Genomic DNA, 26,157 nt, shown 5'->3' with positions numbered 1-26,157 from the left:
GTGACATCAGGGGGAGCTCGCCGGTATGTACGCGTGGGTGCCCGGCAGACCGAGGTCGGCGGGGAGCAGCGCGCCCACCCACGTATCGCGGCGCACACCCTTGTTGAGCAGGCCCGAGCGCTGCCCGCCCTCCATGCGGAAGCCCGCACGCAGGGCGACGGCCCGCGACGGGACGTTGCCGGTCTCGGCGCGCCACTCCAGCCGGTCGCAGCCGAGCGAGGTGAAGGACCATCGGGCGGCGCACAGGGCGGCCTCGGTCATGTAGCCGCGACCGCGCTGCTCCTTCGCGGCCCAGAAGCCGATCTCGTACGTGCCCGAGAGGGTCCGGCGGCTGATGCCGAGCGCGCCTGCCAGGGGTCCGCCCTCGCGGGGCAGCACGGCGAAGTTGTACATGGAGCCGTCCTGCCAGCCCTCGGGGCACATCCGCGTGGTGAAGAACTCCGCGTCGGAACGTCCGTACGGCGAGGGGACGACCGTCCAGCGCTGGATGTCGGGGTCCTGACATGCCTCGTACACCGCGTCGGTGTCCTCCGAGCCGAAGGGGCGCAGCAGCAGACGGTCGGTAGTGAGAGTGATCGGTTCCATGAAGGGATTCTGGCGAGGGGCAGGCATGGAAGCGAGTACTTTTCGTGGTTCCCCGGCACCTTCGGCGTCCTTCGTCCGTTGTCCCGGAAGGGCACTGCGGGGACAACGCGGTGGCAGCCCTCCCGGCGCGGCGGGGTCCTCGCTTACGATGACCGTTGCGGTGGGGCCCACCTGCCGTGCCCGTGCCCGAGTCCATCACACGACCCCGTGCCCAGGCCCGACCGGCAAGGAGACCAGCCTCAGTGTCCGTCTTCAACAAGCTCATGCGTGCAGGCGAAGGCAAGATCCTGCGCAAACTGCACCGCATCGCGGACCAGGTCAGCTCCATCGAAGAGGACTTCGTCAACCTCTCCGACGCCGAGCTGCGGGCGCTCACCGACGAGTACAAGGAACGGTACGCGGACGGCGAGAGCCTGGACGACCTGCTTCCCGAGGCGTTCGCCACCGTCCGCGAGGCGGCCAAGCGCGTCCTCGGCCAGCGCCACTACGACGTCCAGATCATGGGCGGTGCCGCGCTGCACCTCGGGTACGTCGCCGAGATGAAGACCGGTGAGGGAAAGACCCTCGTCGGCACGCTGCCCGCGTATCTGAACGCCCTGTCCGGCAAGGGCGTCCACCTGATCACGGTGAACGACTACCTCGCCTCGCGCGACTCCGAGATGATGGGCCGGGTCCACAAGTTCCTCGGTCTCAGCGTCGGCTGCATCATCGCCAACATGACGCCGGCCCAGCGCCGCGAGCAGTACGCCTGCGACATCACCTACGGCACGAACAACGAGTTCGGCTTCGACTACCTCCGCGACAACATGGCGTGGTCCAAGGAGGAGCTGGTCCAGCGCGGCCACAACTTCGCGATCGTCGACGAGGTCGACTCGATCCTGGTCGACGAGGCCCGTACGCCGCTGATCATCTCCGGTCCCGCCGACCAGGCCACCAAGTGGTACGGCGACTTCGCCAAGCTGGTCACCCGCCTGACCAAGGGCGAGGCGGGCAACCCGCTCAAGGGCATCGAGGAGACCGGCGACTACGAGGTCGACGAGAAGAAGCGGACCGTGGCGATCCACGAGTCCGGCGTCTCCAAGGTCGAGGACTGGCTCGGCATCGAGAACCTGTACGAGTCGGTGAACACCCCCCTCGTCGGGTACCTCAACAACGCCATCAAGGCCAAGGAACTCTTCAAGAAGGACAAGGACTACGTCGTCATCGACGGCGAAGTCATGATCGTCGACGAGCACACCGGCCGTATCCTCGCCGGCCGCCGCTACAACGAGGGCATGCACCAGGCGATCGAGGCGAAGGAAGGGGTGGACATCAAGGACGAGAACCAGACGCTCGCCACGATCACCCTGCAGAACTTCTTCCGCCTCTACGGCAAGCTCTCCGGTATGACCGGTACGGCGATGACCGAGGCCGCCGAGTTCCACCAGATCTACAAGCTGGGCGTCGTGCCGATCCCGACGAACCGGCCGATGCAGCGCGCCGACCAGTCGGACCTGATCTACCGCACCGAGGTCGCGAAGTTCGCCGCGGTCGTCGACGACATCGCCGAGAAGCACGAGAAGGGCCAGCCGATCCTGGTCGGCACCACCTCCGTCGAGAAGTCGGAGTACCTCTCGCAGCAGCTCTCCAAGCGCGGTGTCCAGCACGAGGTGCTCAACGCCAAGCAGCACGACCGGGAGGCGACGATCGTTGCCCAGGCCGGCCGCAAGGGCGCGGTGACCGTCGCGACGAACATGGCCGGACGAGGCACCGACATCAAGCTCGGCGGCAACCCGGACGACCTCGCCGAGGCGGAGCTGCGCCAGCGCGGTCTCGACCCCGTCGAGCACGTCGAGGAGTGGGCGGCCGCCCTTCCCGCCGCGCTGGAGAAGGCCGAGGAGGCCGTGCGGGCGGAGTTCGAGGAGGTCAAGGAGCTCGGCGGGCTGTACGTCCTGGGCACCGAGCGGCACGAGTCGCGCCGTATCGACAACCAGCTGCGCGGTCGTTCCGGCCGTCAGGGCGACCCGGGCGAGTCCCGCTTCTACCTGTCGCTCGGCGACGACCTGATGCGGCTGTTCAAGGCGCAGATGGTCGAGCGCGTCATGTCGATGGCCAACGTGCCGGACGACGTGCCGATCGAGAACAAGATGGTCACGCGGGCGATCGCGTCGGCTCAGTCGCAGGTCGAGCAGCAGAACTTCGAGACGCGCAAGAACGTCCTGAAGTACGACGAGGTGCTCAACCGGCAGCGCGAGGTCATCTACGGCGAGCGGCGCCGGGTCCTGGAGGGCGAGGACCTCCAGGAGCAGATCCGTCACTTCATGGACGACACGATCGACGACTACATCCGCCAGGAGACGGCGGAGGGCTTCGCCGAGGAGTGGGACCTCGACCGGCTGTGGGGCGCGTTCAAGCAGCTCTACCCGGTGAAGGTCACGGTCGCCGACCTGGAGGAGGCGGCGGGGGACCTGGCCGGGGTCACCGCGGAGTTCATCGCCGAGTCGGTCAAGGACGACATCCACGAGCAGTACGACGAGCGTGAGAAGACGCTCGGCTCCGAGATCATGCGTGAGCTGGAGCGGCGTGTGGTGCTGTCCGTCCTGGACCGCAAGTGGCGTGAGCACCTCTACGAGATGGACTACCTCCAGGAGGGCATCGGCCTGCGGGCCATGGCGCAGAAGGACCCGCTGGTCGAGTACCAGCGCGAGGGCTTCGACATGTTCAACGCCATGATGGAGGGCATCAAGGAGGAGTCCGTCGGCTACCTGTTCAACCTGGAGGTCCAGGTCGAGCAGCAGGTCGAGGAGGTTCCGGTGCAGGACGCGGCGACGTCGCTGTCCAAGGAGGACGCGGTGCCGGCCGCGCGGCCGGAGATCCGGGCGAAGGGGCTGGAGGCTCCGCAGCGGCCCGACCGGCTGCACTTCTCCGCTCCCACGGTCGACGGGGAGGGCGGGGTCGTCGAGGGCGACTTCGCGAATGAGGCCGGGGTCGGTGCCGGGTCGGAATCGGACGGCCTTACTCGGGCGGAGCGGCGTAAGGCGCAGAAGTCCGGGGGCGGGCGGCGGCGTAAGAAGTAGTTTGCGCTGACGTTGTTGGTTGCGGCCGGGCCGGGCACCGATTGGTGTCCGGCCCGGTTGTTGTTCGGTGTGGGTGTGGGTGTGGGTGCGGGTGTGGGTGTGGGTGCGGTGCGGGTGCGTTGCGCCTGCGGCGGGCCTGTGCCCCGCCCCCGCCCCTTCCCGAAACCGGGGCGCTGCCCCGGACCCCGCTCCTCAAGCGCCGGAGGGGCTGGGGGTTTCGGGGTGTCGGCCCGGACCCCGCTCCTCAAGCGCCGGAGGGGCTGGGTTGGTCGGCTGGGCTGGGTTGGCCGGTGGGGCTTGGGGGGTTCGGGCGCTTGCCCCCCGGAGGGGCCTGTGCGGGGCTTGTAGGGCCTAGTACAGGCCCCTGCGGGGCCTCGCCCGGCCCGGCCCGGTGGGCTTTCCGGGCGGCCGGTGGCTTTGGGGCGGCCGGGGGGCTTCGGGCTCGTGGCCTTCGGGCGCTCACCGGGTCCGCATCGGTGTGTTGCCCAGTTCCACCGCTGCGCAGCGCCAGCGGAGGTCCGGGCCCTGTTCCAGGCGGAAGGCCATCGCTCGTACCTCTTCGCCCGCCGCGATGCTTGCGCAGGCCTCCACCACCCCGGGGGCCGGCTGGGCGCCTCGGCACATGCGGATGACCGGGCGGGTGCCGCGGGTCCTCAGCGGGGTGGTGGGGGCCAGTTCGGCCAGTTGGTCGTAGGCCTCGCCGATCGTGTGGCCGAGCATCCAGTGAACCGGGCGCTGGCCGCTCAGGACCGCGAGCAGGCGTTCCGCGAACCAGTGGTGGGGGCGCATGCGCCTCGGGGTGCGGTGGCGTTGTGCGGGTACGGCTTCGGGCCTGCGGGCGTCGTGCCGTCCTGCGGGCCGGGTCCTGTTCATGGTCATCTGTCGCCCCCGTGCTCCAGAGGCCCGGTGTACCGGGCAGTAACTTCTGTTGGGGATCTTCTACGGGGGAGTCGGATTTGTCGCAACTGTCGGAGGGAGGGTGCGGGGCGGTGCGGGATTCACCTGTCCGGGTGGTGGGCGGGCGGGGGAACGGGGCCGGGGGCGGGCCGGGCAGGGTGAGTGGGTGGCGCGAGGTGGACGGGGGCGGGGCCGTGCGCGTAACCCCAAAGGGGGACGCCGCACGTATCCTGAGGGCGTCTCCGACTACGAAAGCGGCCGAGCCCATGCGCGTGTACGTACCCCTGACCCTCGCCGGTCTCGCAGCCGCGCACCGGGCCGGTGAGCTGGGTCCCGGCCCGTTCACCGCCTACGCCGTCACCCCGGCGCTGCGCGAGTGGTACGTCTCCGACGACATCGAGGAGCTGGAGTACGCGGCGCTCAACCGGGCCGCGTCCGCCTCGCTGCGGCTGATCGCCGGGGACCCGCGGGCGGCCCGGCGGCGGGTCGTCGTCGCCGTGGACGTCCCGGACGGTGCCGCGGTCGCCGACCCGGACCACATCCTGGACGCCTCCTCGCTCGGCGAGGTCACGATCGCCGCCGCCGTCCCGCTGGCCGAGGCCGCCGCGGTGCACGTCGACTCCGACGACGCGGACGAGGACGTCACGGCCGCCGCGGCCGCGCTCGGGGCCGCGGACCTCGGGGACGACGACGCGCAGTTCACCGTCGACGGCGCCGAGGACCACGAGCTGCTGTGGTTCGGGGTGCAGGAGATCCCCCAGCTGATCGCGTAGGGCGGGTTGTCGGTGGGGAGCGGTATTTTTCTCGGCATGGGGACTGCACCGGTGAATCACCGCACGCATCTGGTCTGGGACTGGAACGGCACGCTGCTCGACGACAACACCGCCGTCGTCGGCGCGACCAACGCCGCGTTCGGCGAGGTCGGTGTGGCGCCGATCACCGTGGAGCAGTACCGCGAGATGTACTGCATCCCGATACCCCGCTTCTACGAGCGGCTGATGGGCCGGCTCCCCACCGACGCCGAGTGGGAGCTGATGGACGGCGCCTTCCACCGCCACTACACCCAGCGGCGCGACGCCTGCGGGCTGACCGCCGGGGCCGCCGAGCTGCTCGCCCGGTGGCAGCTGACCGGGCGCAGCCAGTCGATCATGAGCATGTACCGGCACGAGGAGCTGGTTCCCGTCGTGCGCGGTTTCGGCATCGAGCGGCACTTCGTCCGCGTGGACGGGCGCACCGGCCCGTCCGGCGGCAGCAAGGCGCAGTACATGGAGCGGCATCTCGCGGCCATGGAGGGGATATCGCCGGGGCACACGGTCGTCATAGGTGACGCGGTGGACGACGCCGTGGCCGCCGCCCACGTCGGCGCCAAGGCCATCCTCTACACGGGCGGTTCGCACAGCCGCGCCAGTCTGGAGAAGGCCGGCGTGCCCGTCGTGGACACCCTGGGCGACGCCGTCACCCTCGCCGAGCAGCTGACCCGGTAGCCGGGGAGAGTGCCGTCCGGCGGCCGGTCCGCGTTGTCCGGAGTGTCAAATTTCGCGGCCTCCTTTTGTACACATCCGGCTCGTGACGGTCACCGGTGCGGGCGAGATAGCCTGGACCCCGTGATCAGCGCGATACGCCTCGGGGGCAGTGAAGCCCCCGGCCCACGCCCGGAGCGCCCTTGTGCCCGGGCTGTCCCGACTGATCCCTCTCACCCGGACCGGTCGCTGGAATTGGCCGATAAGGTCCCGGGACTCTCTCATCGCGGCATAGCGTCGACCCAGACCGGAAACCCCGCGTCGTGGCGTTACGCCGACCTTTTCACCTACGTCACGCAACGGCGCGCGACAGGAGCCAGAGGACATGCAGACCAAGCTGGACGAAGCCAAGGCCGAGCTGCTCGCACGGGCCGCCAAGGTAGCTGACAACAGCCCGGGCGGTGGTGTCGGCGGGCCGGGCGGAGCCTCCCGGGTGCACGTCGCGTCCGCCGGGGCCGACGGCGGCACGGGTGCCGGGCAGGAGCGCCCCCGCCAGGACGTCCTGCTCTCCTACCTCCAGCGCTACTACCTGCACACCGCCCCCGAGGACATCGTGGGCCGGGACCCGATCGACGTCTTCGGCGCCGCCTCCTCCCACTACCGGCTGGCCGAGGAGCGCCCCCAGGGCAAGGCGAACGTCCGGGTGCACACCCCGACCGTCGAGGAGAACGGCTGGACGTGCAGCCACTCCGTCGTCGAGGTCGTCACCGACGACATGCCGTTCCTGGTCGACTCCGTCACCAACGAACTCTCCCGTCAGGGACGCGGCATCCACGTCGTGATCCACCCGCAGGTCGTCGTCCGCCGCGACGTGACCGGCAAGCTGGTCGAGGTCCTCACCGACGGCACCGGCCGGGAGAGCGGCAAGAGGGCCAAGGGCTCCCAGGCCGGGCTGCCGCACGACGCGGTCGTCGAGTCCTGGATCCACGTCGAGATCGACCGCGAGACCGACCGCGCCGACCTCAAGCAGATCCAGAGCGACCTGCTGCGCGTCCTGTCCGACGTACGGGAGACCGTCGAGGACTGGGAGAAGATGCGTGACGCGGCCCTGCGCATCGCCGACGATCTGCCCGGCGAACCGCTCGACGAGCTCGCCGACGAGGAGATCAACGAGGCCAGGGAGCTGCTGCGCTGGCTCGCCGCCGACCACTTCACCTTCCTCGGCTACCGCGAGTACGAGCTGAAGGACTCCGACGCGCTGGCCGCCGTCCCCGGCACCGGCCTCGGCATCCTGCGCTCCGACCCGCACCACAGCGAGGACGAGGCGCACCCGGTCAGCCCCTCCTTCGACCGGCTGCCCGCCGACGTCCGCGCGAAGGCCCGCGAGCACAAGCTGCTCGTCCTGACCAAGGCCAACAGCCGGGCGACCGTGCACCGCCCCAGCTACCTCGACTACGTCGGCGTGAAGAAGTTCGACGCCGACGGCAACGTGATCGGTGAGCGCCGCTTCCTCGGCCTGTTCTCGTCGGCCGCCTACACCGAGTCCGTGCGCCGGGTCCCCGTCATCCGCCGCAAGGTCGCCGAGGTGCTGGAGGGCGCCGGGTTCACGCCCAACAGCCACGACGGCCGCGACCTGCTGCAGATCCTGGAGACCTACCCCCGGGACGAGCTGTTCCAGACGCCCGTCGACCAGCTGCGCTCGGTCGTCACCTCGGTGCTCTACCTCCAGGAGCGGCGCCGGCTGCGGCTCTACCTGCGTCAGGACGAGTACGGCCGCTACTACTCCGCGATCGTCTACCTGCCGCGCGACCGCTACACCACCGGGGTGCGTCTGCGGCTGATCGACATCCTCAAGGAGGAACTGAACGGCACCAGCGTCGACTTCACCGCCTGGAACACCGAGTCGATCCTCTCCCGGCTGCACTTCGTCGTCCGCGTCGCCCCCGGCAGCGAGCTGCCCAGCCTCACCGACGCCGAGGCCGACCGCATCGAGGCCCGCCTCGTCGAGGCCGCCCGCTCCTGGGCCGACGGATTCCAGGAGGCGCTGAACGCCGAGTGCGGCGAGGAGCGCGCCGCCGAACTGCTGCGCAAGTACGGGCACTCCTTCCCCGAGGGCTACAAGGCCGACCACTCGGCGCGCGCCGCGGTCGCCGACCTCGTCCACCTCGAAGCACTCAAGCAGAACGCCCGGGACTTCTCCCTCAGCCTGTACGAGCCGGTCGGCGCCGCACCCGGCGAGCGCCGCTTCAAGATCTACCGCACGGGTGAGCAGGTCTCGCTGTCCGCCGTCCTGCCCGCCCTGCAGCGGCTCGGCGTCGAGGTCGTCGACGAGCGCCCGTACGAGCTGCGCTGCGCCGACCGTACGCACGCCTGGATCTACGACTTCGGGCTGCGGATGCCGCAGGCCACCGCCAACGGCGGCTACCTGGCCGACGGCGCGCGCGAGCGCTTCCAGGAGGCCTTCGCCGCGGTGTGGACCGGCGAGGCGGAGAACGACGGCTTCAACGCGCTGGTGCTGAGCGCCGGACTCGACTGGCGGCAGGCCATGGTGCTGCGCGCCTACGCGAAGTACCTGCGCCAGGCCGGTTCGACGTTCAGCCAGGACTACATGGAGTCCACCCTCCAGAACAACGTCCACACCACCCGGCTGCTCGTCTCGCTCTTCGAGGCCCGGATGTCGCCGGGGCGCCAGAGCGCGGGCACGGAGCTGACCGACGGGCTCCTCGAAGAGCTCGACGGGGCCCTCGACCAGGTCGCCTCGCTCGACGAGGACCGCATCCTGCGCTCCTTCCTCACCGTCATCAAGGCCACCCTGCGCACCAACTTCTTCCAGCACGGGGACGACGGCGAGCCGCACGCGTACGTGTCGATGAAGTTCGACCCGCAGTCCATCCCGGACCTGCCCGCACCCCGTCCGGCGTTCGAGATCTGGGTCTACTCGCCGCGTGTGGAGGGCGTCCACCTGCGGTTCGGCAAGGTCGCCCGCGGTGGTCTGCGCTGGTCGGACCGGCGCGAGGACTTCCGTACCGAGATCCTCGGCCTGGTCAAGGCGCAGATGGTGAAGAACACCGTCATCGTGCCGGTCGGCGCCAAGGGCGGCTTCGTCGCCAAGCAGCTGCCCGACCCCTCCGTCGACCGGGACGCGTGGATGGCCGAGGGCATCGCCGCCTACCGCACCTTCATCTCGGCGCTGCTCGACATCACCGACAACATGGTGGCCGGCGAGGTCGTGCCGCCCAAGGACGTCGTCCGGCACGACGAGGACGACACCTACCTCGTCGTCGCCGCCGACAAGGGCACCGCGAAGTTCTCCGACATCGCCAACGAGGTCGCCGTCGCGTACGGCTTCTGGCTCGGGGACGCGTTCGCCTCCGGCGGTTCGGCGGGTTACGACCACAAGGGCATGGGCATCACCGCCCGCGGCGCCTGGGAGTCCGTCAAGCGGCACTTCCGCGAGCTGGGCCACGACACCCAGACCGAGGACTTCACCGTCGTCGGTGTCGGCGACATGTCCGGCGACGTCTTCGGCAACGGCATGCTGCTCTCCGAGCACATCCGGCTCGTCGCCGCCTTCGACCACCGGCACATCTTCATCGACCCCACCCCGGACGCCGCCACCTCCTTCGCCGAGCGGCGCCGTCTCTTCGACCTGCCGCGCAGTTCCTGGGCCGACTACGACCGGGAACTGATCTCCGCGGGCGGCGGCGTCCACCCGCGCAGCGCCAAGTCCATCCCGGTCAACGCCCACATGCGCGAGGCGCTCGGGATCGAACCCGGCGTGAGCAAGATGACGCCCGCCGAGCTGATGCAGGCCATCCTCAAGGCCCCCGTCGACCTCGTGTGGAACGGCGGCATCGGCACGTACATCAAGTCCACCGCCGAGTCGAACGCAGACGTCGGCGACAAGGCCAACGACGCGATCCGCGTCAACGGCGCCGACCTGCGCGCCAAGGTGGTCGGCGAGGGCGGCAACCTGGGCGCCACCCAGCTCGGCCGGATCGAGTTCGCCCGGGACGGCGGCCGGATCAACACCGACGCCATCGACAACAGCGCCGGCGTGGACACCTCCGACCACGAGGTGAACATCAAGATCCTGCTCAACGGCCTGGTGCGGGACGGTGACATGACCGTCAAGCAGCGCAACAAGCTGCTCGCCGAGATGACCGACGAGATCGGCCGCCTGGTGCTGCGCAACAACTACGCCCAGAACACCGCCCTCGCCAACTCGGTCGCGCAGGCGCCCTCCCTGCTCCACGCCCAGCAGCGCTTCATGCGCCGGCTCGGACGCGACGGGTACCTCGACCGGGCGCTGGAGTTCCTGCCCAGCGACCGGCAGATCCGCGAGCTGCTGAGCGCCGGCAAGGGGCTCAGCCAGCCCGAGCTGGCCGTGCTGCTCGCCTACACGAAGATCACGGTGGCGCAGGAGCTGATCGGGACCAGCCTGCCGGACGACCCGCACCTGCAGAAGCTGCTGCACGCCTACTTCCCGGCGCAGCTGCGTACGCGCTTCCCGGAGGCGGTCGACGGGCACGCCCTGCGGCGCGAGATCATCACCACGGTGCTGGTCAACGACACGGTCAACAGCGGTGGTTCGACCTTCCTGCACCGGCTGCGGGAGGAGACCGGCGCCTCCGTCGAGGAGATCGTGCGGGCGCAGTTCGCGGCCCGGGAGATCTTCGGGCTCGGCGAGGTGTGGGACGCCGTGGAGGCCCTCGACAACGAGGTCGCCGCCGATGTGCAGACCCGTATCCGGCTGCACTCGCGCCGGCTCGTCGAGCGGGGCTCGCGCTGGCTGCTGGGCAACCGGCCGCAGCCGCTGGCGATCTCCGAGACGGTCGACTTCTTCCGTGACCGCGTCGAGCAGGTCTGGGCCGCGCTGCCCAAGATGCTGAAGGGCGCCGACCAGGAGTGGTACCAGGGCATCCTGGACGAGCTGACCGGGGCGGGCGTCCCGGACGAGCTGGCGCAGCGCGTCGCCGGTTTCTCCTCCGCCTTCCCCGTGCTCGACATCGTGGCGATCGCGGACCGCACGGGCAAGGAGTCGCTGGCCGTCGCCGAGGTGTACTACGACCTCGCGGACCGGCTGGGGATCACCCAGCTGATGGACCGGATCATCGAGCTGCCGCGGTCCGACCGCTGGCAGTCCATGGCCCGTGCGTCCATCCGCGAGGACCTGTACGCCGCGCACGCGGCGCTCACCGCGGATGTGCTGAGCGTGGGCAACGGGGCCTCCTCGCCGCAGGAGCGGTTCGAGGCGTGGGAGGAGAAGAACGCGGCGATCCTGACGCGGTCGCGCTCCACGCTGGAGGAGATCCAGGGGTCGGACGCGTTCGATCTGGCGAATCTGTCTGTGGCCATGCGGACGATGCGGACGTTGCTGCGTACGCACGTTTAGCTTGTGCGGGGTGGGGTGGGCGGTCGCGGGTGCGTTTCCGTGGCCGCCCGCCTTGTCCTCAAGCGCCGGACGGGCTTGAACGTGCCGTTCGGGCGTCCTCAAGCGCCGGACGGGCTGAAAAGATGTCCTCAATCGCCGGACGGGCTGGATGTGGCCGGACGGGCCGGCCGGGGGCGTGGGGGGTCGGCTATCGCTTCTTCGTGAAGCTCTCGTACTCCGCCATGACGTCCTTCGCCGGGCCGTCCATCCGCAGCGTCCCCGCCTCCAGCCAGATCGCCCGGTCGCAGGTTTCGGTGATCGACCTGTTGTGGTGGCTGACCAGGAAGACCGTGCCGGCCTGTTGGCGGAGTTCGAGGATGCGGGCCTTGCTGCGCTGCTGGAAGCGGGCGTCGCCCGTGGAGAGGGCCTCGTCGATCAGCAGGACGTCGTGGTTCTTCGCGGCGGCGATGGAGAAGCGGAGCCGGGCGGCCATGCCGGAGGAGTACGTGCGCATGGGCAGGGTGATGAAGTCGCCCTTCTCGTTGATGCCGGAGAAGTCGACGATCCCGTCGTAGCGTTCGCGGATCTCGGTGCGGGTCATGCCCATCGCGAGGCCGCCGAGCACCACGTTGCGTTCGCCGGTCAGATCGCTCATCAGCGCGGCGTTGACGCCGAGCAGCGAGGGCTGGCCGTGGGTGTGGATGCGGCCCTTCGACGCGGGGAGCAGCCCGGCGATGGCCTTCAGCAGGGTCGACTTCCCCGAGCCGTTGGAGCCGATCAGCCCGATCGCCTCCCCCTTGTACGCGGCGAAGCTGACGCCCTTGACGGCGTGCACCTCGCGCACGCCCGGGGCCTGCCGGCGCGAGGCGATCCGGCTCAGCGCCGAGGTTGCGCTGCCCCGGCCGGTGCGGGCCCCGTTGACCTTGTACGTGATGTGGACGTCGTCGACGACGACCGTCGGGACCGCCGAATCCTTGCGCTCAGCCACGTCCGTAACTCTCCTCGGCCTTCCAGAAGTAGACGAAGCCGCCCACGCCGCACAGCAGCGCCCAGCCCGCGGCGACCGCCCAGACGTGCGGGGGCAGCTGGTTCGCACCGAAGCTGTCGATGAGGGCGAACCGCACCAGGTCGATGAAGACGGCCGCCGGGTTGACCTCCAGGGCCAGCTTCACCCAGTGCGGGACCCGGTCGCCGCGCAGCATCGTGTCCATGCTCCACATCACGCCCGACGCGTACATCCAGGTGCGCAGGACGAACGGGGTGAGCTGGGCGATGTCCGGGGTGCGCGCGGCGAGGCGGGCCATGACCATCGAGACGCCCGTGTTGAAGACGGCCTGAAGGGCGAGGGCGGGCACCGCGAGCAGCCAGGCCGGCCGCGGGTACTGGCCGAAGGCCAGCAGGATCAGGGCCAGTGCGCCCAGGGAGAAGAGCAGCTGCTGGAGCTGTTGCAGGGCGAGCGCGATCGGCAGCGAGGCGCGCGGGAAGTGCAGCGCCCGTACGAGGCCGATGTTGCCGCTGATGGCGCGGGTGCCGGCGGTGATCGAGGAGCTGGTGAAGGTCCAGATGAAGACCCCGGTGACCAGGAACGGCACGTAGTCCGGCACGCCGTGCTTCGTCTTCATCAGGATGCCGAAGATGAAGTAGTAGACCGTCGCGTTGAGCAGCGGGGTCATGATCTGCCAGATCTGGCCGAGCTTCGCCTGGCTGTACTGGGCGGTGAGCTTGGCCGTGGCGAAGGCCGTGATGAAGTGGCGCCGCCCCCACAGCTGCCGTACGTACGCCGGCAGGGAGGGACGCGCGCCGCTCACGGTCAGCCCGTGCCGTGCGGCGAGCGCGGCGAGCTCGCCGGAGCCGTACACGGGCGGTGTGAGGGGCGGCGGGCCGGCCACCGGGGCCGGGGCTGTTGTCTGGCTCACCACGATCGCTTTCGACGGGAGGCGGGCAGGCGGAAGGCGCGGCAGGCGGTGCGGGGCGTGCACGGGGACCGCACGGGAAACGCACCGCTCGGCGACGGGACGGGACCGTATCGTCGCAACGCCGAGGGTAGGACGTACCGACGTCGGAACGCAACCGTTTCGTCGTCGCGGACTATGATTCGGCCATGACCACCGACCCCGGAAGCCGCCGCCGAGCCCCGGCGGGAGCCGCCGTCCTGCGCGAGGACGTGACCGACGCCATCCGCAGCGCGGTGTTCGCGGAGCTGGCCGCGGTCGGGTTCGCCCGGATGTCCATCGAGGGCATCGCCCGCCGGGCGGGCGTCGGCAAGACCGCCGTCTACCGGCGCTGGAAGTCCAAGCTGCACCTGGTCCTGGACCTGGTCTCGGCCGTCGCCGCGCAGGGCATGCCCGCCCCCGCCACCGGCTCGCTGCACGGGGACGTGCGCGCCGTGCTCGAACTGGCCGCGTACGCCCTGCGCCACCCGCTCGCCTCCCAGGTCATCCCGGACCTGCTGGTCGAGGCCGCCCGGAACCCGGAGATCTCCGACGCCATCAAGGCCGCCCTGCTCGACCCGCAGCAGGGCGTCGCCGCCGTGGTCGTCCGGGACGCCGTCGCCCGTGGCGAGCTGCCCCCCGGCAGTGACCCCGAACGAGCCCTCGACCTGATCGTCGGCCCCCTCTACTGGCGGCTCGCGGTGGTCCGGGGGGAGCTGGCCCCGGGGTATCTGGACGACCTCGCGGCCTCGGCCGTGGCCGCGCTCACACACACCGCGACCCCCGCCGGATGATCCCGGGGCGTCTCGCGCACCTGCGCAAGCGTGCTTGTAGGAGTCACCCTTCGATCGGTTAATCTGGTGGGCGGGCCGCCCACCGGGCCCTCCGGAGCGTGCGCGCGGGGCGAGCACGGTGCAGGCGTGGTCACTCGTTCGGGACCGTAACCGGTGACCCGCGACCGCCCCCGCGGTTGAGCCCTACGGATAGCCAGGCCCTTGATGAACGGACGTGCTCAACATGCCGCCACGGCTCAGTGTCGTTGTCCCCGTCTACAACGTGGAACTCTTCCTGACGGACTGCCTGAAGTCCCTCGCGGAGCAGACCATGACCGACCTCGAGGTGGTGATGGTCGACGACGGGTCCACCGACGGCAGTGCCGCGCTGGCCGCCGAGTTCGCGGCGGGCGACGACCGCTTCAAGCTGGTCAGGCAGAAGAACGGCGGCCTGGGGCACGCCCGTAACACCGGCTTCCGCAACTGCCACCCGGAGAGCCGCTACCTGGCCTTCTGCGACAGCGACGACATCATCCCGCCGAACGCCTACCAGCTGCTCGTCGAGTCGCTGGAGGAGACCGGCTCGGACCTGGCGTCCGGCAACGTGCTGCGGCTGCGCGCCGGCGGCAAGCTGGTGCAGTCGCCGATGTTCCGCAAGCCGATGGCCACCACGCGCAAGCGCACCCATGTCTCCCGGGACCTGGACCTCCTCGGCGACCGCATCGCCTGCAACAAGGTCTTCCGCCGTTCCTTCTGGGACAAGCACGAGTTCGCCTTCCCGGTCGGCGCGCTGTACGAGGACATCCCCGTCGTGCTGCCGGCCCACTTCCTGGCCGGCTCCGTCGACATCGTCAAGGACCCCGTCTACTACTGGCGCGACCGCCCCGGCTCCATCACCACCAGCCGGGCCGTCGTCCGCGGCGTCCGCGACCGCGTCGCGCACGTCCAGGGCGTCTCGACGTTCCTGGCGGAGCAGCGCACCGCCGCCGACAAGAACCACTACGAGGCCCACGCGCTGGCCAACGACCTCTGGTACTTCATGGAGGTCCTGCCGGACGGCGACCAGGAGTACCGGGACGCGTTCCTCACGTACACCAACAAGTTCATCGACCAGGTCGACCCCTCGGTGCTCGACGGGCTGCCGCTGCGCCTGCGCGTGATGTGGTACCTGGTGCGCGAGCACCGCATGGACGAGCTGCTGGCGCTGCTGCTCCAGGACAAGCGCGAGCCCGGCGCCTTCGAGGTCAGCGGCATGCGCCGCCGCCAGGCCCACTACCCCGTCCTCACCCGGCCCGTGCCCGCCCCGGTGCTGCGCGTCGCCGACCGCGACCTGCCGCTCGCCGCCCGGTTGCGCGACGCCCAGTGGCGCGACGGCAAGCTGTTCCTCAAGGGCTACGCGTACATCCGCAACCTGCCGGTCACCTCCGGGCCCAGCGAGTTCCGCATCGGCTGGCTCCGGGCCGGCCGGCGCAACGTGGTCCCGCTCCGCCTGCGCCGCGTCGACGAGCCCGAGGCCACCGCCCGCTCCCGCCAGAGCCTGCACGACTACCACCGCTCCGGCTTCGAGACCTCCGTCGACGCCTCCAAGCTCCGCATCCAGGCCGACACCGGACCCAAGCAGCTCACCTGGCAGTTCGAGGTCGGCATCGCCCGGGGCGGCCTGCTGCGCCGCGCCTTCCCCTCGGTCCGCGAGGCGTCCGTCGCGCCGCCCGTCCACCGTCCCGACGGCGACCACCGCATCGTCCCCGCCTTCGACGGCGACAAGCTGGTGCTGCACTCCGAGCGCGTCGACGCCCGCTTCGAGACCCACGGCGCCGGCGAGCAGCCCGGCACCGTCAAGGTCTCCGGCGCGGTCCGCGCCCGCCTCGTCAAGGGCGAGCTGAAGCTGCGTCTGACGCACAGCGCCACCAAGACCACGTACGAGGTCCCCGTCACCGTGGGCACCGGCGCCGGTGCCGGCTGGAGCCGCTTCACCGCGGAGCTGCCGCTCGCCGCGATCGAGGAGACCCGCCCCACCGGCGAGGACGCCCCGAAGAGCGTGGCATACAGCATCCACCTCGTCGGCAAGGGCCTGAAGGCGTCGCTCGACGTGCCCGGCTCCGTGCACCCCGGCCGCTACCCGCTCGCCGACGGACCGGACGGCGCCCGTCGCGAACTGGCCCTCGGCGCCAGCTCGCGCGGCAACCTGCTGATCAGCGACCGCCCCGTGCAGCCCGCCGTCGAGCTGGCCAGCTGGACCGAGGACGGCCGGCTCTTCCTGGAGGGAACCTTCCCCGAGGACCCGGAGCACCCGGTCGAGCTGGTCGTGCAGAACAGCAGCCACCGCGAGGAGCAGATCTTCCCGGTCGAGTTCACCGGCCCCGGGAACGCCCGCCGCTTCCGCGCCGAGCTGCGGCCCGACGCCGTCGAGGGCCCGGGCGGCGCGGTGCCGCTGGGCGAGGGCAACTGGTACTTCTTCTTCCGGGACAAGGGCGCCGCCGACGAGAGCGGCGACCGCGCACTGCGCATCCCCGCCTCGGCGTTCCACACGCTGCCCGCCACCCGCAACCTCGCCGGCCGCGACTACACCCTGGAGCGCCGCTTCGGCGACCAGCTCCTCGTCGTCTCCGGCTCCGTGCTCAGCGCCGCCGAGCGCGGCCCGCGCGCCAAGCGCCTGCTGAGCGAGGCGTACGCCGCACAGCGCTCCGCACCGCTGCGGGCCGCCGCGCTGTACAGCACCTTCGACGGCCGCCAGTACTCCGACTCGCCGCGCGCCGTCTACGAGGAGCTGGTGCGCCGGGGCACCGAGGTGGAGCACCTGTGGGTCGTCCGCGACCAGCAGGCGATCATCCCCGAAGGCGCCACCGCCGTCGAGCACGGCTCGGCCGCCTGGCACGACGCGCTGGCCCGCAGCCGCTACATCGTCACCAACACCCAGCTGCCCGAGTGGTTCGTGCGCCGCGAGGACCAGACGGTCGTCCAGACCTGGCACGGCACCCCGCTCAAGCGCATCGGCCTCGAACTCGCGGGCACCGTCCAGGCGAACGCCGCGTACATCGCGACCCTCGCCGAGCGGGCCAAGCAGTGGAACTTCCTGGTCTCGCCGAACACGTACTCCACGCCCGTCCTGCGCCGCTCGTTCGGCTTCGAGGGCGAGGTGCTGGAGTGCGGCTACCCGCGCAACGACATCTTCCACGCCCCGGACCGCGCCAAGGTCGCCGCCGCCGTACGCGAGAAGCTCGGCATCCCGGCCGGCAAGCGCGTCGTCCTGTACGCACCGACGTGGCGCGAGGACCAGCGCCTGGGCGGCGGGCGCTACTCGCTGGGCCTCCAGCTCGACCTGGCCGCCGCCGAACGCGAACTCGGCGACGACACCGTGCTCCTGGTGCGCCGTCACTACATGGTCACCGACCGGCTCCCGGACAGCGGCACGGGCTTCGTCCGCGACGTCTCGCGCTACCCGGACGTCGGTGAACTCATGCTCATCAGCGACGCCCTGGTCACCGACTACTCCTCGCTGATGTTCGACTTCGCCCAGACCGGGCGGCCGATGCTCTTCCACACCTACGACCTGGAGCACTACCGCGACACGCTGCGCGGATTCAGCTTCGACTTCGAGTCGAGGGCGCCCGGCCCCCTGATCCCGGCCTCCGACGACCTGATCGCCGCGCTGCGCGACCCGGAGCGCGCCATCGCCGGACACGCCAAGGCGTACGAGCAGTTCCGGCACGACTTCTGCGACCTCGACGACGGCCGGGCCACCGCCCGCGTGGTCGACCGCATGCTGTAGTCGACGCTCCCCCCGCCAGCGGGGGAGCACCCTGTGCCCGGCCGGTGCCGTCACCGGCCGGGCATCCGCGTTTCCTGGGCCAGGGTTTACGCCACGGTGACGATTCGCTGCGTCGCATAGCGTCGCCGCCTTGCTACGTTCTGCTTTCATGGGTATCCGAATGTGGGGCGAAACCGACGTGTGGCGGGCCAGGGCCGTCGTGCTCGTCGCGGCGACCGCGGGCCTCCTCACCCGCATGATCATCGCGGCCGGCTCACCGGGCCCGGCAGATGTGCGCATCTTCGAGGGGTTCGCCGAGGCCATCACCGGCTACGGCCCCGTCCGCATCTACGCGCACCCGCTTCCCGGGCTGCCCGTCTACAACCACCCGCCGCTGGCCGGGTGGATGCTGCTGGGTCTCGACCGCCTCACCGAACTCGGGTTCTCCTTCGCCACGCTGATCCGCGTCCCCGCCTCGGCCGCCGACTTCGCCTGCGCGCTCCTCGTGTTCGAGATCGTCCGCCGCCGCGCCACCCCGCGCACGGCGATGCTGTGCGGAATCGGCGTCGCCGTCAGCCCGGTGCTCGTCGCCACCTCCGGCTACCACGGCAACACCGACGCCGTCGCCGTCGCCTTCGCCCTGGCCGCCGCCCACCTCCTGGCCGACCGGAAGGCGCCGCTCGCGGCGGGCGTGGCCGCGGCGCTGTCGATCAGCGTCAAGTTCATCCCGGTCGTGGTGATCCCCGCCCTGTTCGTGGCCGCGCTGCGCGGCGGGCGGCCGGTCCTCGTCCGCTTCGCCGCGGGCTTCGCGGGCGTCACCGCCCTCGTGTGGGGGCCGGCCCTGCTGACCGTGCCGCTGGACCTGGTGCACAACGTCCTGGAGTACGCGGGCGGCAGCTACCGGCTGTGGGGGCTGGTGCGGTTCGCGGACGCCCTCGGAGTACCCGAGCCGGCCATCGCCTTCATGCAGGGTGGCGGCCACTTCCTCTTCGTCCTGGTGTGCGTGGCCGCCGGGGCCCGGCTCGCGTGGCTGCGGCCCGCCGAGGCCCCCGGCGTCGTCGCCCTCACCCTGGGCCTGCTGCTGCTCCTGTCCACCGCGTCCGGACTCCAGTACCTGACCTGGGCGGCCGCCGGCATGTTCGTACTCGGCCCGGTCGAGGGGTTCGCGTACAGCGCGGTCGTCGGCCTGGTCGCCGTGCTCGGCTACAGCGGCCGCTCCGCCGTGCGCTGGAGCGAGCCCCTGCTGCACCTGGGCGCCGCCGGCTGGTTCGTCCTGGCGGCCGGCCTCGCCACCGGCGTACGCCGCGTCCTCGCCACGCCCCCGGACGCGCCCCCGCGCGCCGTTACCGCCGAGCGGGCGCCCGTCTCCGCACCCCGTACGGAACACCGCTCCTGCTCATCCGTCGACTGATCCCGCAAGCCCCCGTCCCCGACCCCGGCACCGCACCCCGAGCGCAACTGGAGAACGCCCCGTGAAGGAAAGCCCGAGCCCCAGGATCGGCATCCTGGTGGTCGCGTACAACGCGGAGACAACGCTGGAGAAGACCCTCGACCGGATCCCGGAGGACTTCCGGTCGCGGATCGACGAGATCCTGATCCTCGACGACGCGAGTCACGACGCCACCTTCACGGCGGGCTGCCGCTGGTCGCAGGCCGAGGGCATGCCGCGCACGGTGGTGATGCGGCACACCAAGAACCTCGGCTACGGCGGCAACCAGAAGGCCGGTTACGCGCTGGCCGCCGAGCACGGACTCGACATCGTCGTGCTGCTGCACGGCGACGGGCAGTACGCCCCCGAACTGCTCCCCGAGATGGTCGCGCCCATCGAACGCGGCGAGTGCGAAGCGGTGTTCGGGTCACGGATGATGACGTCCGGCAGCGCGCTCAAGGGCGGCATGCCGATGTACAAGTGGCTCGGCAACCGCATCCTCACCCGGCTGGAGAACGGCCTGCTCGGCTCGGACCTCACCGAATTCCACTCCGGCTACCGCGCGTACAGCGTCGAGGCCCTGAAGAAGCTGCCGGTCGACCGGAACACCGACGCCTTCGACTTCGACACCCAGATCATCGTGCAGCTGCTGAACGCGGGCATGCGGATCAAGGAGATCCCCGTCCCCACGTACTACGGCGACGAGATCTGCTACGTCAACGGCATGAAGTACGCCAAGGACGTGGTCAAGGACGTCCTCGAATACCGGCTGGCCGTCAAGGGGTTCGGGACCTGCGCCTGGATTCCCAAGCCCGTCGAGTACGCCTTCAAGGAGGGCGACGGCTCCTCGCACGCGGTCATCCTGGAGAAGATGCGCGCGCTGCCCCCCGGCCGCGTCCTGGACCTCGGCTGCTCCGGCGGTCTGTTCGCCGAACGGCTGGAGTCCCTGGGCCACGAGGTGACCGGCGTGGACTACGTCGAGGTGCCCGGTGTCCGCGAGAAGTGCAGCCACTTCCACCTCGCCAACCTGGAGGAGGGGCTGCCCGCCGAGGCCGGTACCGGCTTCGACTACGTCGTGGCCGGTGACGTCATCGAGCACCTCTCCCGCCCCGAACGCGTCCTCGCCGAGGCGGCCGGTGTGCTGCGCCCGGGCGGCCGGGTGCTGCTGTCCGTTCCCAACTTCAGCCACTGGTACTCCCGGCTGCGGGTCGCCGTCGGCGCCTTCGACTACGACCGCCGGGGCATCCTCGACGAGACGCACCTGCGCTTCTTCACCCGGGCCAGCCTGCGCCGCACCGTGCGCGCCGCCGGCTACGACCTCCTGGAACTCTCCTCCACCGGTGCGCCGTTCTGGTCGCTGCTCGGACGGGGGCCGCTCGCCACGGTGCTCGGCGGGGCGTCGCGGCTGCTGACCCGGGTCCGGCCGACGCTGTTCGGCTATCAGCACGTCGCACTGCTCACCCCGCACGCGGCCGAGACGATCATCGCTGGAGAGCACGTCGATGTACAGGACATCCTCAACCGACAGTACGTCCCCGCCGACCGGGTCGGTGTCTGAGGCGCCCCGCCCCCTGCCCGCCCCCGCGCGGGCACCCGAACCCCCCGCCCCCGCAGTCAGGAGCAAGTCCTTGACCCTCCCCAGTGTGCTGCTGCTCCTGTTCGCCGTGTTCTCCTCGGCGGGCGGCCAGATCATGCTCAAGCACGGGATGAAGGGCGCCGCGGCCGCCGCCGGGCGGGACGGCGGGTCCGTCGCGCTGCGCGCCGCCGGCAGCCCGTGGGTCGTGGTCGGGCTCCTCGTCTTCGCGGTCTCCGCGCTCGCCTGGATGACGACCCTGGCCAAGGTGCCGCTCTCCGTCGCGTACCCCTTCAACGCGCTCGGCTACCTGCTGATCGTGCTGGCCGGGGCGACCGTGCTGCACGAGCGGACCTCGATGTGGACCTGGGGCGGCTCGCTGCTCGTGGTGATCGGCCTGATCACGGTCATGGCCGGGCAGCAACGCTAGTGCCGCGGCGCTAGGACGCGACACGCCGAGGGGCCCGCCGCCGGAACGTTCCGGTGACGGGCCCCTCGGGGGCGTACGGCTAGGACTCCTCGCCCAGCAGCACGCGGCGCACCACGCGCTCGGCGGCGCGGCCGTCGTCGTACGGGCAGAACCGCTCCTTGAACGCCTTCAGCAGCGCCTCGTTCTCCGGGCTGTTCCAGCTGCCGTCGGTGAAGACCTCCGCCAGCTCGTCCGTGGTCCTGGACACGGCGCCCGGCGTCTCGCCCGGCTGCCCGGACAGCAGGTCGAAGACGACACCGCGGACCGTGCGGTACGTCTCCCAGTCCGGGGCGTGGATCACGATCGGGCGGTTCAGGTGGGCGTAGTCGAACATCACCGAGGAGTAGTCGGTGATCAGCGCGTCCGCCGCCAGGCACAGGTCCTCGACGCGCGGGTACTTGGAGACGTCGATGACCGAGGCGTTCTCCGGCAGCCCGGCCCCGCCGTAGAAGTAGTGGGCGCGCATGAGGAGCACGGTGTCCGGGCCGACGGCCGCGCAGAACCGGTCCACGTCCAGGCGGCTGGTGAAGCCGGACTCGTAGTCGCGGTGCGTCGGCGCGTAGAGCAGGGCGCGCTGGCCGGGGCGGATCCCCAGGTCCTCGCGGATCCTGGCGATCTGCTCCTCGGTCGCCGTCGCGAAGACGTCGTTGCGCGGGTAGCCCGTCTCCAGCGGGCGCGCCGCGCTCGGGTAGGCGCGGGACCACACCTCGGTGGAGTGCGGGTTGGCGGAGACGCTCCAGTCCCAGCGGTCCACGCGCTTGAGCAGCCGGTCGAAGTTGAGCCCCTGGGCGGCCGCCGGGTAGTTCTGCTGGTCCATGCCCATGATCTTCAGCGGGGTGCCGTGGTGGGTCATGACGTGGATCTGGCCGGGGCGCTTGACCAGGTGGTCGGGGAAGTTGACGTTGTTGAAGAAGTACGTGGCACGGGCCAGCACCGACCAGTAGCGGCGGGTCCCGGGCACCACGTAGTCGATGCCCTTGGGCACCGAGTCCACGTTCCTCTTCGACACCACCCAGACGCCGTGGATGTCGGGCGCCAGCTCCTTCGCCTTGCGGTAGATCGCCTCGGGGTTGCAGCTCACGCCGCGGTTCCAGTAGGCGGCGTACACGGCCAGCTTGGGGTCGAGCGGGAGCTTGCGCTGCGCCTTGTAGTAGCGCTTGGTGAACTGCTTCTTCGCCTTCGCCCGGGCCGTGGTGGGCGCGGAGCGCAGGCTGCGGCGGGTGGCGAGGGCGGTGTCCAGCGCGCCGAGCGCGGTGTACTTGCCGCCGCCCATCAGCTGCGGGCGCAGGCCCTTGGCGCCGCCGGGGAACTTGAAGCCCTCCGGGCGGTGGGCGCCGTGGAAGGAGGCGACCGCGCCGACGTACTGCCGGCGGCGCTTGGTCACCGTCGGGTACACGGCCAGCAGCTCCTGGACGGCCCGGTCGAAGAGGAGGCCGCGCACGTCCTTCAGGGCCGGGCGCGCCTCGACGAAGGTCATCAGGGCGTCGTACGCCTCGACCAGCTCCAGCGGCGTCGAGCCGGCCGAGGGCTCGACGTCGTCGACGAGGCCGGGCAGGTAGCGCTGCTGGCGGTGTTCGACGCAGGCCGTGTCCAGCGTGGCCACGGAGGCCGCGACGGCGACGGTCGCCAGCGCGTACATCCGCTCGCCGTGCGGGCCGGGGCCGAAGGTCACGCTCTCGCGCTCCAGGACCGCGCGACGGACCGCGCGGTTCCAGGAGACCGGGGCGATGTCCAGCAGGTCGTGGCGCTTCGCGAGGGTGAGCGGGCCCGCGGGCATGGAGCTCAGCTTCTCCAGCGACCGCGTCGAGCGGGTCTTGCCGCGGAAGGGGCGCTTGCGGTGGCCGAACAGCAGCACGTCCGGGTCCCCGGTGGACTCCAGCCGGTCCACGACGGCCTGCAGCGCGCCGGGCAGGTGGATGTAGTAGCCCTCCAGGAACAGGACGTAGTCCCCGGCGGCCTCCTCGATCCCGGCGTTGCGCCGGCCGTGTGCCCCGGCGCCCGGCTCCAGGTGCACGGCCCGGACGCGGCTGTCGCGGGCGGCGAACTCGTCCAGCACCAGGCCCGAGCCGTCCGGTGCGCCGTCGTCGACCCCGATGACCTCGATGTCCGTGAACGACTGGGAGAGCACCGACTCCAGGCACTCGCGCAGACTGCCTCGGGCGCGACGGACGGGGATGATGACACTCAGCCGGGGCATACGGACTCTTTCTCGGACTGTGCGTACTGGGAGAGCACCCAGCGTACTGGGGCAGGCTCCGCAGAACGGGTCAGGGGGCGGGCAGGCGTACGAGGGTCGAAGAGGCGGGCGCGTCGGGCCCGCGAGTGGTCGACCGCGCGGCTGATGAAGGCCCCACTTATCATACTACCTGGGACAGTAAGTGAACCTTGGGCAATTCGGGGCGTGCGGGCCCACGGCGAGCGCCCCGGGGGGCCTGGAAATCCGGGCGGCGCGCGGGTGCGGGGCACCCCCGCCGGCCGGCCGGAGCGCCCCGCACTGTTACGCGGCTGCTACTTGACGGCCCCCGCCATCACGCCGGAGACGAACTGGCGCTGGAAGGCGAAGAACACCGCGAGCGGAATCACCATCGAGACGAAGGCGCCGGGCGCCAGCACGTCGATGTTGTTGCCGAACTGGCGCACCTGCTGCTGGAGCGCCACCGTGATCGGCGGTGACCCGGAGTCCGCGAAGATCAGCGCGACCAGCATGTCGTTCCAGACCCAGAGGAACTGGAAGATCCCGAGCGAGGCGATCGCCGGACCGCCCAGCGGCATCACGACCCGGGTGAAGAGCCGGATCTCGCCCGCCCCGTCCAGCCGCGCCGCCTCAAGGAGCTCCCGGGGGATCTCCGCGAAGAAGTTGCGCAGCAGGAAGATCGCGAAGGGCAGTCCGAACGCCGTGTGGAAGAGGATCACGCCGAGCGTCGTCTCGAAGATCCCGATCTCGCCGAACAGCTTCGACACCGGGATCAGCGCGACCTGCACCGGGACCACCAGCAGCCCCACGACCAGCAGGAACCACCAGTCACGGCCCGGGAAGTCCAGCCAGGCGAACGCGTACCCCGCGAACGAGCCGATTACGACGACCAGGATCGTCGACGGCACGGTGATCGCCACCGTGCTGAACAGCGAGTCCGTGATCGCCGGGTTGTCCAGCAGCCGGGAGTAGTTGTCGAAGGTCAGCTCGGAGGGCGCGGTGAAGACCTTCCACCAGCCGGTCGACGCGATCCTGTCCGGGCTGCGCAGCGAGGACAGCAGCAGCCCGATGGCCGGCATCAGCCAGAACAGGCCCACCAGGATCAGGAAGACCCGCATCGCACCGCCGGCGGCCCGCGCCGCGATCCGTGCGCCCAGCGACCGCCGGGCCTTCACCGCACCGGTGTCCGGGGCGGTGCCCGGTCCGGCGGGGGCGGTGGTGGCCGAGGGTGTCGTCATCGGCGCCCCTCCTTCCGTATCCGCCTGATGTTGAAGAGCATCACCGGGATCACCAGCAGCAGCAGGAGGACGGCGATGGCGCTGCCGACCCCCAGGTCCGCGTCCGTACCGAAGGAGGACCGGTACAGCTGGAGCGCCAGCACGTTCGCGTCGTCCTGGGAGGAGCCCGGCGCGATGATGAACACCAGGTCGAAGATCTTCAGCACGTTGATCATCAGAGTGACCAGCACCACCGCGAGGACCGGGGCGAGCATCGGCACCGTGATCCGGCGGAACACCTGCCACTCGTTGGCCCCGTCCACCCGGGCCGCTTCGAGGAGTTCACGCGGCAGGCCGGCCAGGCCCGCCGCGATCAGCACCATCGCGAAGCCCGCCCACATCCACACGTAGCTCCCGATGATGCCGGGCGTCACGAGCGTCGGGCCGAGCCAGTCCACGCCGTTGTACGGCTCCTTGAAGTTGGCGGCGGGCAGGCGCAGTTCGGCGCCGTCCGCCGAGGCGGGCAGCGTGAACGTGCCGTCCGCCCCGGCCTTGGCGGTCGCGACCACCTCGCCGCCCTTGACGGCCTCCACCTTCAGGCCCTTGAGCCCGAGTTCCCTGGCGTCGATGACATTGGGTTTACCGCCGCCGCCCTTGGTGAAGTCCAGCCACGCGGTGCCGGTGACCGCGCCGTCCTCGCCCGCCGCCGCGGCCTTCGCCGGCTTCGCGTCACCGGGCATCTTCGCCGGGAGCACCCCGACCAGGGGGAGCCGGACCGGCTGCCCGGCGCGCACCACCGTCTTCGTCACGAAGGCCCCGCCGCCCGCCGCCTTCAGCGGGTGCACGGGCAGCGGATGCGCCTTCGGGAAGCCCGACGACTCGGCGAACGTGTCGTGCACGCCCACCCACACCGCGTTGGCCACCCCGCGCTCCGGCGCCTGGTCGTACACCAGCCGGAAGATGATGCCCGCGGCGAGCATGGAGATCGCCATCGGCATGAAGACGATCAGCTTGAAGGCCGTGCCCCAGCGGATGCGCTCGGTCAGCACCGCGAAGATCAGCCCGAGCGCCGTGGCGACCGTCGGCGCGAAGACCACCCAGATCGCGTTGTTCCTGACCGCCGTACGGATGGTGTCGTCCGTGAACAGCGTCCTGTAGTTGTCGATGCCGGCGAAGCCCGTACCCGCCTGGTCGAAGAACGACCGGTAGACGGAGTACACGATCGGGTACACCACCAGCGCCCCGAGCAGTACCAGCGCGGGCAGCAGGAAGAGCGCCGCGAGCAGCCCGCGGGTGCCGGTCACGCTCCGTCCCGTCCGGCCGGGAGCGCCGGAGGGGCCGCTCCCGGCCGGACCGGCCTTCCTGGGGGCGGGCACCGAAGTCCCGCCGGACCGTTGCCTGTCGGCGGGGAGCGCCTCGTCGGCGCCCCCCGCTGCCGCTGTCGTCATGCC

At 70.9% G+C, this 26,157-nt stretch carries 16 protein-coding genes; 9 read left to right on the top strand and 7 right to left on the bottom strand.

Annotated features, from left to right (window positions below; genetic code table 11):
* Positions 1–6 precede the first annotated feature (6 nt).
* Positions 7–585, bottom strand: a complete 579-nt coding sequence (locus tag ABZ564_RS27375; RefSeq protein ID WP_360861521.1) for a GNAT family N-acetyltransferase — start codon at positions 583–585, stop codon at positions 7–9.
* A 242-nt stretch (positions 586–827) separates the two neighbouring features.
* Here ABZ564_RS27375 and secA point away from each other — a divergent pair, with 242 nt between their 5' ends.
* Positions 828–3,641, top strand: a complete 2,814-nt coding sequence (gene secA / locus ABZ564_RS27370; RefSeq protein ID WP_360861519.1) for a preprotein translocase subunit SecA — start codon at positions 828–830, stop codon at positions 3,639–3,641.
* A gap of 459 nt (positions 3,642–4,100) precedes the next feature.
* On the opposite strand, the gene ABZ564_RS27365 is transcribed toward secA, so the two are convergent.
* Positions 4,101–4,520, bottom strand: a complete 420-nt coding sequence (locus tag ABZ564_RS27365) for an Rv3235 family protein (RefSeq protein WP_360861517.1) — start codon at positions 4,518–4,520, stop codon at positions 4,101–4,103.
* Between the two features lie 284 nt (positions 4,521–4,804).
* On the opposite strand from ABZ564_RS27365, the gene ABZ564_RS27360 reads away from it, so the two are divergent.
* The 3 genes from ABZ564_RS27360 to ABZ564_RS27350 all read left to right on the top strand — a co-directional run bounded on the left by ABZ564_RS27360 (position 4,805) and on the right by ABZ564_RS27350 (position 11,393).
* Entirely contained in the window at positions 4,805–5,311 is a 507-nt protein-coding gene (locus tag ABZ564_RS27360; RefSeq protein ID WP_360861515.1) for a hypothetical protein, read from the top strand.
* A 36-nt stretch (positions 5,312–5,347) separates the two neighbouring features.
* Entirely contained in the window at positions 5,348–6,022 is a 675-nt protein-coding gene (locus tag ABZ564_RS27355) for an HAD family hydrolase (protein WP_360861513.1), read from the top strand.
* Positions 6,023–6,383: 361 nt separating this feature from the next.
* Positions 6,384–11,393 (top strand): NAD-glutamate dehydrogenase, encoded by a 5,010-nt coding sequence (locus tag ABZ564_RS27350; RefSeq protein WP_360861511.1) that lies wholly within the window; start codon positions 6,384–6,386, stop codon positions 11,391–11,393.
* 187 nt (positions 11,394–11,580) lie between these two features.
* Here the strand turns inward: ABZ564_RS27350 and ABZ564_RS27345 are convergent, their stop codons facing one another.
* Both ABZ564_RS27345 and ABZ564_RS27340 read right to left on the bottom strand, forming a co-directional pair.
* Positions 11,581–12,360: an ABC transporter ATP-binding protein gene (locus ABZ564_RS27345; RefSeq protein ID WP_360861509.1), complete on the bottom strand. Its 780-nt coding sequence runs from the start codon at positions 12,358–12,360 to the stop codon at positions 11,581–11,583.
* Entirely contained in the window at positions 12,353–13,261 is a 909-nt protein-coding gene (locus tag ABZ564_RS27340; protein WP_360861538.1) for an ABC transporter permease, read from the bottom strand. Before ABZ564_RS27340 ends, ABZ564_RS27345 begins: the two co-directional genes overlap by 8 nt.
* A 212-nt stretch (positions 13,262–13,473) precedes the next feature.
* Here ABZ564_RS27340 and ABZ564_RS27335 point away from each other — a divergent pair, with 212 nt between their 5' ends.
* The 5 genes from ABZ564_RS27335 to ABZ564_RS27315 all read left to right on the top strand — a co-directional run bounded on the left by ABZ564_RS27335 (position 13,474) and on the right by ABZ564_RS27315 (position 21,256).
* A complete protein-coding gene (locus ABZ564_RS27335; protein WP_360861507.1) occupies positions 13,474–14,097 on the top strand; it encodes a TetR/AcrR family transcriptional regulator in 624 nt (207 codons plus the stop codon).
* Between the two features lie 214 nt (positions 14,098–14,311).
* Positions 14,312–17,845 carry a bifunctional glycosyltransferase family 2 protein/CDP-glycerol:glycerophosphate glycerophosphotransferase gene (locus tag ABZ564_RS27330; protein ID WP_360861505.1) on the top strand — a complete coding sequence of 1,178 codons (3,534 nt, stop codon included), beginning with the start codon at positions 14,312–14,314 and terminating at the stop codon, positions 17,843–17,845.
* A 148-nt stretch (positions 17,846–17,993) separates the two neighbouring features.
* Entirely contained in the window at positions 17,994–19,235 is a 1,242-nt protein-coding gene (locus tag ABZ564_RS27325; RefSeq protein ID WP_360861503.1) for a glycosyltransferase family 39 protein, read from the top strand.
* Positions 19,236–19,296: 61 nt separating this feature from the next.
* On the top strand, positions 19,297–20,811 hold the full coding sequence (locus ABZ564_RS27320; protein ID WP_360861501.1) for a bifunctional glycosyltransferase/class I SAM-dependent methyltransferase: 1,515 nt from the start codon (positions 19,297–19,299) through the stop codon (positions 20,809–20,811).
* Between the two features lie 70 nt (positions 20,812–20,881).
* The gene (locus ABZ564_RS27315; RefSeq protein ID WP_360861500.1) at positions 20,882–21,256 is read left to right on the top strand and encodes a hypothetical protein; all 375 of its coding nucleotides are present in this window, start codon (positions 20,882–20,884) and stop codon (positions 21,254–21,256) included.
* Positions 21,257–21,335: 79 nt separating this feature from the next.
* Here the strand turns inward: ABZ564_RS27315 and ABZ564_RS27310 are convergent, their stop codons facing one another.
* The 3 genes from ABZ564_RS27310 to ABZ564_RS27300 all read right to left on the bottom strand — a co-directional run bounded on the left by ABZ564_RS27310 (position 21,336) and on the right by ABZ564_RS27300 (position 26,154).
* Positions 21,336–23,492, bottom strand: a complete 2,157-nt coding sequence (locus ABZ564_RS27310) for a bifunctional glycosyltransferase family 2 protein/CDP-glycerol:glycerophosphate glycerophosphotransferase (RefSeq protein ID WP_360861498.1) — start codon at positions 23,490–23,492, stop codon at positions 21,336–21,338.
* Between the two features lie 311 nt (positions 23,493–23,803).
* Positions 23,804–24,727 carry a carbohydrate ABC transporter permease gene (locus ABZ564_RS27305; protein ID WP_360861496.1) on the bottom strand — a complete coding sequence of 308 codons (924 nt, stop codon included), beginning with the start codon at positions 24,725–24,727 and terminating at the stop codon, positions 23,804–23,806.
* Complete coding sequence (locus ABZ564_RS27300; RefSeq protein WP_360861494.1) at positions 24,724–26,154, bottom strand: sugar ABC transporter permease; 1,431 nt, start codon at positions 26,152–26,154, stop codon at positions 24,724–24,726. The genes ABZ564_RS27305 and ABZ564_RS27300 overlap by 4 nt, the downstream gene beginning before the upstream one ends.
* Positions 26,155–26,157: the final 3 nt, after the last annotated feature.

The sequence above is a fragment of the Streptomyces sp. NPDC019224 genome (genome assembly GCF_040632605.1).
Lineage (GTDB): Bacteria > Actinomycetota > Actinomycetes > Streptomycetales > Streptomycetaceae > Streptomyces.
Note: the sequence above shows the minus strand (reverse complement) of the source record. Positions and strands in the feature narration are given on the sequence as shown.